We start from the raw sequence: 12,243 nt of genomic DNA, 5'->3' as shown, positions 1-12,243 counted from the left end.
GGGAACACTATTCGAGTCTGTGCGGCGATGTAAACATAAGCGTGCTTATAAACATCCCTCCAGCCTATCTCAGTCTTTTTGCGACAAGCCGATATGACCGCGCCTTGGTCGTCAGTCGGTGTTGATCTCCATCCTCGATCCATAAAACCAATAAAGCGTTTCGTGAACACGTTGCAGACCCGAGCTGGCGCAAGCGCAGTCCCGGTGTGGCGGCGCGTCATCTCGATCCTGGGTTTTCTGGTCCATGCCAGGCTCGACTTCACGGGCCGTCTCTGTATCACGGGGCATGCATCGAGCGAGTGACGAGGTGCGCAGGGGCAGCATATGGAATGTCGTGTAATGCAGAACTATTTTCGGGTAGCCCAATGATCCACCTGGCGCAGACGCCTGCTGCCGTCACTGCCGTTGCTTCCACCGATGAGGCTCGAGCCCGCCATTTTTACGGGCAGTTGCGGCAGGGCCTCTTTCACCTCGCGTTTCAGCCTGTGGTGTCACTCGCGAATGCGCAGCGCGTGCTCTATCACGAGGGGCTGCTGCGCAGCACGGGTGAACCGCTTGGTTTCAACCCGTTCGCCGTTCTGGAGCGCCTGCAGTCGATCAGGCAGCTCGATCGCTGCGTGGTCAGCCGCGTGATCGCACTGCTGCAGCGTCACCCGCGCATGACCCTGGGCTGCAATATATCGGCGCAGAGCACCAGGCTGGACCCACACTGGGAACGCGTGCTGCAGCAGCTCGCGGACGATGCTGACCTGGCGCGACGGTTGGTCATCGAGATAACCGAAAGTTCGGCGCAGCCCAGTCATGAAAAGGCGATCGAATTCGTCCATCAATTGAGAAGCACCGGTTGCCACGTGGCGATCGATGACTTCGGGTCCGGCTTCGCGACCCTCACCTTCATTCAGCAAGGGCAGCCCGATCTGATCAAGATCGATCAGGGCTACATACGTCGGGCTCGGCAGTCACCCCTGCACGTCAAGACCCTGAAGCACCTGATCGGCCTGTGCAGCACCCTGGCCGCCCATGTCGTAGTCGAGGGCATCGAGACGGTCGAAGACCTGGCGATCGCCCAGGAGTGCGATGCGCAGTGGGTGCAAGGGTTTCTCTTTGCCCGGCCGAAGGCGCTGATCGATGGCCTCGAGGAGCCTTGCGTCATCGCCTTGAGATGACCGCGCGAGCAGGCCTCAACTGCACGTAATTGATATGCCCTCCAGGCCCGGCGACGTGCGCCTGAGCAGAATATTTAGTGATCCAGGAGCAGGTGAGATGTCGTTCAGGAATGTGAAAATCGGGTTGCGCGCGGGTCTGTCTTTCGCCGCGCTGGCGATTCTCGTGGTGGTTCTGGGGGTTACTACCCTGGGGCAGATGAAGCGCATGGACAGCATGTCCGATGCCATCGAATCGAAGTGGTTTCCCTCCACGCTGGCGTTGAACGAATTGAGTACCGCAACGCTGCGTATCAGGGCACTGACTTTGCGTCTCTACATCCTTGAAGACGACCAGGCGAGGCGTGCAGCGTTGGGCGCTATCGATGGCGCCAAGGCCGATCTCGAGCGCGTCCAGACGCGCTATGCGGAGCTGGTCGATTCCGAGGCCGAGCGTGCGCTCTATCAGCGCTTGGTCAGTGTCAAGGAACGCTACATGAAGCACCAGGTCGAGGTGGTGGATCTGCTGCTCAGTGGGCAGCGTGATAGGGCCAGGGCAGTGATCACCGGGGTGATGGCCGAAGAGGGCGACACCATCGTCAGCGAGCTGCAGGGGCTGACCGAATTCAACCGTCAGGGTGCCGCGCAAGCGTCGGCAGAGAGTGAGAGCGTGTACGGCAGTGGTAACACCATCGTGGTATCGGCGGTGTTGATCGCCACGCTGCTGACCCTCTTCCTGGCCATCTTCTTCACCCGCAGTATCGTCAGGCCGCTGAGCAAGGCGGTTGGTGTTGCGCAGACCATTGCCGCCGGCGATCTCACCCACGCATTCAGCGACGATGGACACGATGAGCCGGCTCAGTTGCTGCAGGCGCTGGCCGTCATGCAGGGGAGCTTGCGTGGCACCCTCCAGCAGATTGCCGATTCTTCGAACCAGCTGGCGTCCGCTTCCGAAGAGCTGCACGCGGTGACCGAGGATTCGACCCGCGGTCTGCATCAGCAGAACAACGAAATCGAACAGGCCGCTACCGCGGTCAACCAGATGACCGCGGCGGTGGAAGAGGTGGCGCAGAACGCGGTCAGCACGTCCGAAGCCTCCCGTGAATCGGACAGCAACGCACGCGTTGGGCAGAACCAGGTGCGCCAGACGGTCGACTCGATTCACCTGCTGGCCCAGGACGTCACCTCGACGTCCGACGAGGTCGGCAAGCTGGCTGGCAACGTGCGCAACATCAGCCAGGTGGTCAATGTGATCCGTTCGATTGCCGAGCAGACCAACCTGTTGGCCTTGAACGCGGCCATCGAGGCGGCCAGGGCTGGCGAGCAGGGTCGTGGTTTCGCGGTGGTCGCCGATGAGGTGCGGGCGCTGGCGCATCGTACCCAGCAGTCGACCCAGGAAATCGAGCAGATGATCGAGACCGTCCAGCAGGGCACCGAGCACGCGGTCAGGGCGATGGAAAGCAGCAGCGTACGCACCGAGTCGACCCTGTCCCTGGCGCAATCGGCCGGTCAGGCGCTGGACGGCATCGTGCAAGCCATCGGCTCGATCAACGAGCGCAACCTGGTGATCGCCAGCGCCTCGGAACAGCAGGCACAGGTGGCTCGCGAGGTTGACCGTAACCTGGTGAACATTCGTGATCTGTCCCTGCAAACCTCCGCGGGTGCCAACCAGACCAGCGCGGCCAGTCAGGAACTGTCCCGTCTCGCCGTTAGCCTCAATGGCCTGGTGGCGGGCTTCCGGGTCTGACCGAAACGGGCTGCTGCTGAGGTGATGCACAAGGGCGTGTGGTGTTTGCCAACACGCCCTTTTTCTCAGCGCACCACGGGTGCCGGGGCATCCGCGCGTGCCACGCCATCGCCCGCCCAGCCACCGCCCAGGGTCCTGAACAGGTCGGCCAGGGCGAGTTGTCGCTCGGTGCTGATCTGGATCAGGGTGGTCTGGTCGGTGAAGCTGCTGCGTTGCGCGTCGAGGTAGCGCAGGTGGTCGTCCACACCGCCTCTGTAGCGCGCCTCGGCCAGGGTTTCCGCAGCCCGGCTGGAGTCGGCCAGTGCACGCCGCGCGGCTTCCTCGCGGCGTAGCGTGTCGGTGGCGGCGAGGGCGTCGGCGACTTCTCGGAAGGCGGTCTGGATGGTGCCTTCGTATTCAGCCACCGCAGCGTCCTGGCGGACTTCGGCGAGGTCCAGATTGGCACGGTTGCGGCCACCGGCGAAGATCGGCAGCGATAGGCTTGGCGCGAAGCTCCAGGCCCGCGAGCCGCCATCGAACAGCCCCGACAGCTCGGTGCTGGAACTGCCTACCGAACCGGTCAGGGTGATGCGCGGGAAGAACGCCGCACGGGCAGCACCGATATCGGCGTTGCGTGCCTTGAGGCGGTGTTCGCTGGCCAGAATGTCCGGGCGCCGCTCGATCAGCGCCGAGGTGGTACCTGGGGCGATGTCCTGCAGCACCATCAGGTTGTCGCGCGGTTTGGCGGGCAGCAGGCGCTCCACGTCCGGGGTGCCGAGCAGCAGCACCAGGGCGTTGTCCGCCTGGCGCAACTGACGCTCGGTACTCTCGCGCTCGGCCTTGGCCTGTTCGGCCAGGCCGACCGCTTCCTGGTAGTCCAGCGCCGTGGCGGTGCCGGCCTCGCGACGCCTGCTGACCAGATCCAGCGAGGCCAGGCGGCTGTCCAGCGTCTGCTCGACCAGCGCGATGCGGCGCAATGCGCCGTCGCGGGTCAGGTAGGCCTGGATCACTTCGGCGATCAGGCTGATCTGCGTGGCGCGGGTTGCTTCCTCGGTGGCCAGGTAGGTTTCCAGTGCCGCCTCGGAAAGGTTGCGCACGCGGCCGAACAGGTCGACTTCGTACTCTGCCAGGCCCAGGCCAACCTGATAGACGCTCGTCACCTCGGAGCGTCCGGTCTGCGACTGATCGGCCGGCAGCCGTTGGCGGTTACCGGTGGCGTTGGCGTTGATCGACGGCAGGCGATCGGCGCGCTGTATACGGTACTGGGCGCGCGCCGCTTCGATATCCAGCAGCGCCTGGCGCAGGCTGCGGTTGTTGCTCAGGGCGGTGTCCACCGCGCGGCGCAGGTCGGCATCGACGATGAAGGTCTGCCAGTCCAGCGCGTCGGCACGGGTGCCGGCCGTGCTGGCGGCCCTCCATTGCTCGGCGACCGGTGCATCAGGACGCTCGTAATGAGGGGCCAGTGAGCAGCCGCCGAGGGTGATGGCCAGGGCCAGCAGGGCGGGGCGCAGCATGATGTGGGAAGTCATGGCATTACTCCGCTTTATGCAGGGGGTGATTGTCGGTCTGCTTCGGCTTGGTACGCAGCAGCGAAAGCAGCCAGACGAAGAAGATCGGCACGAAGATCACCCCGAGCAAGGTTGCGCTGAACATGCCGCCAAGTACCCCGGTGCCGATGGCGCGCTGGCTGGCAGCGCCGGCGCCGCTCGCGATCACCAGGGGGACCACGCCGAGCATGAAGGCCATGGAGGTCATGATGATCGGCCGGAAGCGCAGGCGTGCGGCTTCGATGGCGGCATCGCGCAGGGAATAACCGTCTTCCCACAGATCCTTGGCGAACTCGACGATGAGGATGGCGTTCTTCGCCGCCAGGCCGATCACGGTGATCAGGCCGACCTTGAAGTACACGTCGTTGGGCAGGCCGATGGCCGTCACCGCAAGTACCGCGCCGAGGGCGCCGACCGGCACGATGAGCATCACCGTCAGCGGAATCGCCCAGCTCTCGTAGAGGGCGACCAGCAGCAGGAACACCACCACGATGGCCAGGGCGAAGAGCATCACCGCCTGACCGCTGGCGACCTTCTCCTGGTAGGACAGGCCCGTCCATTCGTAGCCGATGCCCTCCGGCAGTTCACCGGCGATGCGCTCCAGCTCGGCCATGGCCTCGCCGGTGCTGACGCCTGGGGCGGCGTCGCCGGAAATGCGGATCGACGGGTAGCCGTTGTAACGGGCCACCTGGGTCGGGCCTTCTTCCCACTGGGTGGTCACGAAGGCGCTCAGTGGCACCAGGCTGCCGCTGTCGTTCGGTACGTGCAGCTTGAGCACGCTGTCCGGTGTCATCCGTGCGCCTTGCTCGGCCTGCACGACGACGCGTTGCTGGCGGCCGGCGTTGGCGAAATCGTTGATCACCGATGAGCCGAACGCGGTGGACAGCGCACTGCTGATCGACTCGAAGCTGACGCCCTGGGCACGTGCCTGATCGCGGTCGATGACCAGACGCAATTGCGGCGCTTCGGGCAGGCCTTCCATCATCCCGTAGAGGAACAGCGGATTGCCGTTGACCTTGCCCAGCACTTCGTCACGCGCTGCGAGCAGCGCTTCACGGCCAAGGCCGGCGCGGTCCTGCAGGCGCAGGGAGAAACCACCCGAGTTGCCCAGCCCTTCGATAGGTGGCGGTGGAACGGCCATCATGGCGCCGTCGTCGAGGTTGGCGAAGCGCCCGTTGACCGCAGCGGTCTCGGCTTGCACGGATTGCTCGTCGTTTCGTTCGGACCAGTCCTTGAGCAGCGGGAAGGCGATGGCGGCGTTTTCACCCATGCCCGAGAAGCTGAAGCCCAGCACCACGAACGAAGTAGCCACGGCCTCGCGGGTGGCGAGGAATTCTTCCAGTTCCTTGGCGGTCGTCGAGGTGCGCTCGCGGGTAGCCCCCGGCGGCAGCTGGATGTCGACGATCATGTAGCCCTGGTCTTCTACCGGCACGAAGGATTCCGGCAGGCGCAGGTAGAAGAAACCCATCAGAATCACGATGCCCAGATACACGAGCATGAAGCGCCCGGCGCGCGGCACCAGCTTGCTGTTGAGCTTCGTGTAGCGGCCCGTCAGCCCGGTGAACTTGCGGTTGAACCAGCCGAAGAAGCCGGTCTTTTCGTGATGACCCTGGGGAATCGGTTTGAGCAGGGTGGCGCACAGGGCCGGGGTGAAGGTCAGGGCGAGGAAACCCGAGAACAGGATCGACACCGCCAGCGACAGCGAGAACTGCTGGTAGATCACGCCCACCGAGCCGGCCATGAACGCCAGCGGCAGGAACACCGCCGACAGCACCAGGGTGATGCCGATGATCGCTCCGGAGACCTGGCCCATGGCCTTGATGGTCGCCGGCAGGGGCTCCAGGCCTTCTTCGGCCATGATCCGCTCGACGTTTTCCACCACCACGATGGCATCGTCCACCAGAATGCCGATGGCCAGCACCATGCCGAACATGGTCATCATGTTCACCGAGAAGCCGAGCAGGTACATGAAGGTCAGCGTACCGAGCAGGCACACCGGCACCACGATCCCCGGAATCAGGGTGTAACGCACGTTCTGCAGGAACAGGAACATCACCAGGAACACCAGCACCATGGCTTCGATCAGGGTCATGATGACCTTGTCGATGGCCACGTCGACGAACCGCGAGGTGTCGTAGGGCGTGGAGAATTGCACGTTGTCCGGGAAGTTGGCCGACAGCTCGGTGAGACGCTGCTTGACCGCTTCGGCCGTCTGGATGGCGTTGGCGCCCGGCGCCAGCTGCACGGCGGCGGCAACCGCCGGCTTGCCGTCCTGGCGTGAGCCGAAGTTGTAATCCTGGCTGCCGATTTCGATGCGTGCGACATCGCCCAGGGTCAGGCGCGAGCCGTCCTGGTTGGCGCGCAGCACGATGGCGGCGAACTCTTCCGGATTATCCAGAGTGCCCTTGACCGCCAGGGTCGCGGTCAGCTCCTGCTCCGCCGTACCCGGCGTGCTGCCAAAGGCGCCCGCCGGTACCTGTACGTTCTGGGCACGAATGGCGTTGTTGACGTCGTCGATCGACAGGCCGTACCCGACCAGTTTCTGCGGGTCGATCCACACGCGCATGGCGGCTTCGGAGGCGAAGAACTGCAGCTTGCCGACGCCCGGCACACGGCGGATCTCGTTGTTGATGTTGCGCGCCGCATAGTCGGCCAGCGCCGTGGTGTCGTCGTTGGCGCTGCCGTCCTTGTAGCTCAGCGCGTAGATCAGCAGAAAGCCGGCAGTGGCCTGCTCGGTCTGGATGCCCAGGGTAAGAACCGCTTGAGGCATACGCGCCTCGGCACGTTTCAAGCGGTTCTGCACGTCGACCTGGGCCAGCTCGGGATTGGTTCCGGGCTGGAAGGTCACGGTAATTTCAGCGATACCGTTGGCGTTGCTGGTGGACTCGAAGTACAGCAGGTTCTTCGCACCGTTGAGCTCTTCTTCGATCACGCTGGTGACCGAGTCGGTCAGCACCTGTGCCGAAGCGCCCGGGTAGGTCGCGGTGACGGTGATCTGTGGCGGCGCCACGTTGGGGTATTGTGCCACCGGCAGAAAGGGGATGGCCAGCAAGCCACCCATGGTGATGAATAAGGCGACTACCCAGGCAAAATTGGGGCGCCGGATGAAAAACAAGGACATGTCGTTGCTCCGACTTATTGCGCCTGGGGAGTGGTGTCGTTCTGCGCTTCAGCGCCTGGCTGGCGCGGTACGACTTTGGCGCCCGGTCGGATTGCCGCCAGGGAGCTGGTGATGATCTGGTCGCCGGCTTTCAGGCCTTCGGTGATCTGCCAGCGCGCGCCTTGCATGGCGCCGGTGGTGACCGGTCGCACTTCCACGGTGTTCTCGGCGCCGAGCAGCATCACGCTGGCCTTGCCGTCCGCAGCGCGTTGCACGGCGCGTTGCGGTACCAGGATGGCATCCTGATCGAGGCCCTGCGGCGTGCGCACGCGCACGTACATGCCCGGCAGCAACACGCCATTCGGGTTGTCGAAGCGTCCGCGCAGGGCGATCTGGCCGGTACTGCGGTCCACCGAGATATCGGTGAACAGCAGGGTGCCTTTGCTCTCGATATCGGTGCCGTCGACGCGCAGCGACAGCGTCTTGTCGCCGTCACCGGACACCTTGCCGTCGGCGATGGCGGCGCGCAGGCGCAAGGCGTCGGCGGCTGGCTGGGTGAAGTCGGCGTACACCGGGTCGAGTTGCTGGATGCGTGCGAGCAGGGTGGTTTCGCCCTGACCGACCAGCGCGCCCTCGGTGACCTGCGCACGACCGATACGGCCGGCGATGGGCGCACGCACCTGGGCATAACCCACGTCCAGCTTGGCGGTTTCCACATTGGCCTGAGCCGAGCGTTTGTCAGCCTGGGCGCTTTGCAGGGCCGCACGGGCGACATCGAAGTCCTGCTGACTGACCGCGTCTATCTTGACCAGCGGCTCGTAGCGTTTGACGGTGGCTTGAGCCTGGAACAGCTGCGCTTCGGCGCGGGCCAGTTCGCCCTCGGCCCGGGACAGCGCCGCCTTGAACGGGGCAGGGTCGATCTGGAACAGCAGGTCGCCTGCCTTGACGTCGGCGCCTTCCTCGAAGGTGCGCTTGAGTACGATACCGGCGACCCGGGCGCGCACTTCGGCGACGCGCACGGGCTCGATACGGCCCGGCAACTCGGCGACCACGGTGAAGGGCTCGGTCTTGACGGTCAGTACATCGACTTCGCGGGGAGGCGCTTCGCCCCAGCCTTGCTCGCCTTTGTCACAGCCGGCGAGGCTGATCGCCACCAAAAGGGTTATCGCCGAAAAAACGCAACGTTCGCGAATCCTGCTCATGCTTCACCTGGGGCGATGCCCCTCATTAGTTAGTTCTCGAAAGGCGCGAATGATCAGCTGATAATGCAAATGAGTCAATATTGACTCATTTGCATTTTTTGTGACTAAACTTGACCGTCCTTTTGAAGAAAAAGGTTTTTCCTGCACAATGGCGCGCCGCCACCACTGAATGAGTGAAGACTGTTTTGATGGATAAACCTGCCGCTGAAGAGAAATTGCTCAAGGCCCTGGCCGTTGCCATGGTCGAGCACCCGCGTGGCACCTTCAAGGAAATAGCTCAGGCCGCAGGGGTGAGCAAGGCCACCTTGAATCGTTTTTGCGGTACTCGCGACAATCTGATCGACATGCTCTTCGATTACGGCTCGGTGGTCATGAACACGGTCATCGCCGAAGCCGACCTGCAGAACTCGCCAGCGCCGGAGGCATTGCAGCGGTTGGTGGACGGCCATCTGGTTCACCGTGATCTGCTGGTATTCCTGATGTTCCAGTGGCGCCCGGACTCGCTGCATGAGTGCGGTGAAGATGCACGCTGGTTGCCCTATACCAACGCCCTGGATCAGTTCTTCCTGCGTGGGCAGCGCGAGCATGTATTTCGCATCGACATCGGTGCGCCAGTGCTGACCGAGCTCTTCGCCTCCCTGCTGTTCGGGCTCGTCGATGGTGAACGTCGTGGTCGGGTCGCACGGGCCAGCATGGGCACCTCGCTGATGCAGTTCTTCATGCAGGGCGCTGCCGCGGGGCGATGATCGCCGCGGCGGCGATCGTGTGACGAGCGCTGGGTGCGGGATCGCTGATAAGATGCGCGAACAACACGGCAGGCGCTATCGCCCAGGCCGGACCACGCAGAGGGACGCTGCGCCTCGCGGAGAAATTAAGCATGAATCTACAGGTGATCGAGCGCGACGGCGAACCCGAGTACGCGGTATTGCCCTGGGCCGAATACCAGGCGCTGCTGCAGGCTGCAGGCAAGAGTGCGGCGGCACCGGCTACCGAAAAGCCCACCGCCGATGCCCCCAAACCCCTGGCCCAACTGGCCACACTGCGCGAGGGCAAGGGCTTGAGCCGTGATGAGCTGGCCCGCGCCGTGGGCATCAGTCCTCATTACCTGGGCATGATCGAAAGTGGCGAGCGGCAGCCCGATGCCGCGATCCTGCGTGCCTTGGCCTGGGTACTCGGCATTTCCGGCTGGGAGGCGGGTGCATGAGCGTGCGCATCAGCCGCGTGCACTGGGACGCCCTGCTGGCCGCACTGGACGATGCGCGGCGGCAGCGCCACCTGCTGACCTATCGCGCGCTGATCGAACGCCTGGCGCTGCCGGCGCCCGCCATGCAGACCCTGACCGCGGCTCTCGAACACCTGGCCGCACTGGATGCCCGCGGCGAGCGCCCACTGCGCAGCGCGCTGGTCATCAGCCAGGGAGCCAGCCGCCTGCCGCGCACCGGTTTCTTCGAATGCGTGACCCGCCTGGGGCGCTTCGAGGGTGCCTCTGACGGCGTTGCGGCCGCCTCGTGGCACGCGTCCGAAGTGGCCCGGGTGTTCGAGTTCGATTACCCCGCAGAACCCTGAGTGAGCGCGCCCTGCAGGGTGTGCGTATCGATCACGTGCAGGCTGTAACCGGGTATCGCCTTGGCATGGCGCTTGGCTTCCGAGGCCAGACCAGCCAGCTCGCTGGCGTCCAGCAGCGTGCAGTGTTGCGGATGCAGATGAACGACGCCGAGTGACAGCGACAGCAGCGCGAACTCCTCCCGTTGCCCCTGGCGGTTGTGGCTGACGAAACAGCCAGCATCCAGATGCTCATCCAGATAGAACCGCCGGCACTGCCCCTGAAAGTCCTCCAGCAGCCGATTGAGGCGCGCACGCCAGTCCTTCGAGCCGAACACCAGCAGGAAGTCGTCACCACCGATATGGCCGACGAAGTCACGTGTCGGGTCGATCCTTTCGTTGAGGCAATGCGCCAGGCACAGCAGCACTTCGTCGCCCTTGGCGTAACCGTAGAGGTCGTTGAAGGGTTTGAAGCTGTCGATGTCGACATAGCAGACCACCGCTTCGCGGCTCTGCTGCAACAGCCGGGTCAGGCACTGCTGGATGGGCACGTTACCCGGAAGCAGGGTCAGCGGGTTGGCGTAACGGGCCTGCTGGATCTTCAGTTCGGTGATCAGCTTGAGCACGTCGATGACCCGACCGAGGCCAAGGTAGTGGCCGTCCACGGTAATCACGAAGTCTTCCTCGATACGCTGGCGCGCACGGCTGGTCAGCAGGCGGCTGACCTTTTGCAGCGACTGGCTGATTTCCACGGCAAGAAAGTCGTTGCTCATCAGGCGGCTGATCGGCTTGCGAGCGAACAGCTCGGTGGCGAAGGGTTTGAGCAATACCTCCGACAGCGAATGGCGATGCACGATGCCTACCGGTCGCCGATCCTCGTCCAGTACCGCCAGCGAGTTGAGGTTGGCCTGGGCACGGAAGGCTTCGAGCACATCGGCGGTGGGCGTGTTGATGGATACCGATGGGTGTTCGTTGAGCAGGGCAGTGAGGTCACTGCCTTCTTCGCTGAGCGAGGTCGGCGAGGAGCCTGGCTCGGGCAGCAGTGCACTGGCGTCGGTCGGTGGCTGGTCTTGAGGGCGACAGAGCAGGTAGCCCTGAAGCAGGTCCACGCCCATTTCGCAGAGCACCGCCAGCTCTTCCTCGAGTTCGATGCCTTCGGCGATCACCTGTGCCCGGGAGGCCTTGGCCATCTGCAGGATCGAGCCGACGAACTCGCGCTTGACCGCATCCTGATGGATACCATCGATGAAGTGGCGGTCGATCTTCACGTAATCGGGGCGCAGCTCCGACCACAGGCGCAGGCTCGAGTAACCGGCGCCGAGATCGTCCAGGGCGATGGAGAAGCCCATGTCCCGGTAATGGTGTAGGGCGGTGTCGAGCAGGTTGAAGTCGTCGGTGGGCGACTGCTCCGTCAGCTCGATCACCACCCGGCTGGGGGGAATGCCGTAAGTCTGCAGCAACTGCAGCGTTCGTCCCGGCTGGTGCCGGGCATCGAGCAGCGAATCCGGCGATACGTTGAGAAACAGCAGGCCGTCCAGTTTCAGTTCGCTGAAGCGCCGGCAGGCGCTCTTGCGGCAGGCCATTTCCAGCTCGTTGAGCAGGCCGGTTTGCCGCGCCGCGGCGAACAGCGTGATTGGCGAGTGCAGCGGGCTGTTGGACGGCCCGCGGGTGAGCGCTTCATAGCCAAGAATGCGCCGCTCGGAGAGCGACACGATGGGCTGAAACAGGCTATGCAGGCCGCCGTGCGCGAGGATTTGGCCCAGCGCGCTCAATTGCTCGGTGACGGTCATGGCAGGTCTCTAGTGAAATCGGGGAGCGAACGAGCGGCGTGGCCACTCGCGGATGAATACTGCTGAATGCTCGGGATTTCACTACAGATTGATGACCGTTTAATGAAGGCTGAGTGCCATCAGTCAATCGGCTGGATAGCGTTACGCCCTTCGCTCCGGCGGCCATGAGCAGGTCGCCATCGATGCGGGCACAA

The 12,243-nt window shown here is 64.0% G+C and carries 9 protein-coding genes; 5 read left to right on the top strand and 4 right to left on the bottom strand.

Features of this window, described 5'->3' with window-relative positions:
• Nucleotides 1-365 precede the first annotated feature (365 nt).
• Together FHR27_RS11810 and FHR27_RS27445 are read left to right on the top strand one after the other, a co-directional pair.
• Entirely contained in the window at nt 366-1,166 is an 801-nt protein-coding gene (locus tag FHR27_RS11810; RefSeq protein ID WP_179538655.1) for an EAL domain-containing protein, read from the top strand.
• 97 nt (nt 1,167-1,263) lie between these two features.
• Entirely contained in the window at nt 1,264-2,889 is a 1,626-nt protein-coding gene (locus FHR27_RS27445) for a methyl-accepting chemotaxis protein (protein WP_179538654.1), read from the top strand.
• 65 nt (nt 2,890-2,954) lie between these two features.
• Here the strand turns inward: FHR27_RS27445 and FHR27_RS11800 are convergent, their stop codons facing one another.
• From FHR27_RS11800 to FHR27_RS11790, 3 genes are read right to left on the bottom strand one after another with little or no spacing between them, the layout of a single operon-like run.
• The gene (locus FHR27_RS11800; RefSeq protein ID WP_042556152.1) at nt 2,955-4,397 is read right to left on the bottom strand and encodes an efflux transporter outer membrane subunit; all 1,443 of its coding nucleotides are present in this window, start codon (nt 4,395-4,397) and stop codon (nt 2,955-2,957) included.
• 4 nt (nt 4,398-4,401) lie between these two features.
• Entirely contained in the window at nt 4,402-7,536 is a 3,135-nt protein-coding gene (locus FHR27_RS11795; protein ID WP_042556151.1) for an efflux RND transporter permease subunit, read from the bottom strand.
• 14 nt (nt 7,537-7,550) lie between these two features.
• Nucleotides 7,551-8,717 carry an efflux RND transporter periplasmic adaptor subunit gene (locus FHR27_RS11790; protein WP_042556150.1) on the bottom strand — a complete coding sequence of 389 codons (1,167 nt, stop codon included), beginning with the start codon at nt 8,715-8,717 and terminating at the stop codon, nt 7,551-7,553.
• Nucleotides 8,718-8,905: 188 nt separating this feature from the next.
• On the opposite strand from FHR27_RS11790, the gene FHR27_RS11785 reads away from it, so the two are divergent.
• From FHR27_RS11785 to FHR27_RS11775, 3 genes are all read left to right on the top strand, one after another.
• On the top strand, nt 8,906-9,463 hold the full coding sequence (locus FHR27_RS11785) for a TetR/AcrR family transcriptional regulator (protein ID WP_042556149.1): 558 nt from the start codon (nt 8,906-8,908) through the stop codon (nt 9,461-9,463).
• Between the two features lie 131 nt (nt 9,464-9,594).
• Complete coding sequence (locus FHR27_RS11780; RefSeq protein ID WP_042556148.1) at nt 9,595-9,921, top strand: helix-turn-helix domain-containing protein; 327 nt, start codon at nt 9,595-9,597, stop codon at nt 9,919-9,921.
• Nucleotides 9,918-10,283 carry a hypothetical protein gene (locus FHR27_RS11775; RefSeq protein ID WP_179538653.1) on the top strand — a complete coding sequence of 122 codons (366 nt, stop codon included), beginning with the start codon at nt 9,918-9,920 and terminating at the stop codon, nt 10,281-10,283. The genes FHR27_RS11780 and FHR27_RS11775 overlap by 4 nt, the downstream gene beginning before the upstream one ends.
• Here FHR27_RS11775 and FHR27_RS11770 read toward each other — a convergent pair.
• Nucleotides 10,265-12,049, bottom strand: coding sequence for a bifunctional diguanylate cyclase/phosphodiesterase (locus FHR27_RS11770; RefSeq protein WP_042556146.1), 1,785 nt, complete (start codon nt 12,047-12,049; stop codon nt 10,265-10,267). The two genes, FHR27_RS11775 and FHR27_RS11770, sit on opposite strands and share 19 nt — an antisense overlap.
• Between the last annotated feature and the right edge of the window lie 194 nt (nt 12,050-12,243).

This window comes from Pseudomonas flavescens (assembly GCF_013408425.1).
Taxonomy (GTDB): Bacteria; Pseudomonadota; Gammaproteobacteria; order Pseudomonadales; family Pseudomonadaceae; genus Aquipseudomonas; species Aquipseudomonas fulva_A.
Note: the sequence above shows the minus strand (reverse complement) of the source record. Positions and strands in the feature narration are given on the sequence as shown.

Excerpts from the sequence above, each read along its gene's own strand:
- FHR27_RS11785 (WP_042556149.1), top strand. The coding sequence starts at position 8,906 with ATGGATAAACCTGCCGCTGAAGAGAAATTGCTCAAGGCCCTGGCCGTT.
- FHR27_RS11800 (WP_042556152.1), bottom strand. The coding sequence starts at position 4,397 with ATGACTTCCCACATCATGCTGCGCCCCGCCCTGCTGGCCCTGGCCATC.
- FHR27_RS11790 (WP_042556150.1), bottom strand. The coding sequence starts at position 8,717 with ATGAGCAGGATTCGCGAACGTTGCGTTTTTTCGGCGATAACCCTTTTG.
- FHR27_RS11810 (WP_179538655.1), top strand. The coding sequence starts at position 366 with ATGATCCACCTGGCGCAGACGCCTGCTGCCGTCACTGCCGTTGCTTCC.
- FHR27_RS27445 (WP_179538654.1), top strand. The coding sequence starts at position 1,264 with ATGTCGTTCAGGAATGTGAAAATCGGGTTGCGCGCGGGTCTGTCTTTC.
- FHR27_RS11775 (WP_179538653.1), top strand. The coding sequence starts at position 9,918 with ATGAGCGTGCGCATCAGCCGCGTGCACTGGGACGCCCTGCTGGCCGCA.
- FHR27_RS11780 (WP_042556148.1), top strand. The coding sequence starts at position 9,595 with ATGAATCTACAGGTGATCGAGCGCGACGGCGAACCCGAGTACGCGGTA.
- FHR27_RS11770 (WP_042556146.1), bottom strand. The coding sequence starts at position 12,049 with ATGACCGTCACCGAGCAATTGAGCGCGCTGGGCCAAATCCTCGCGCAC.
- FHR27_RS11795 (WP_042556151.1), bottom strand. The coding sequence starts at position 7,536 with ATGTCCTTGTTTTTCATCCGGCGCCCCAATTTTGCCTGGGTAGTCGCC.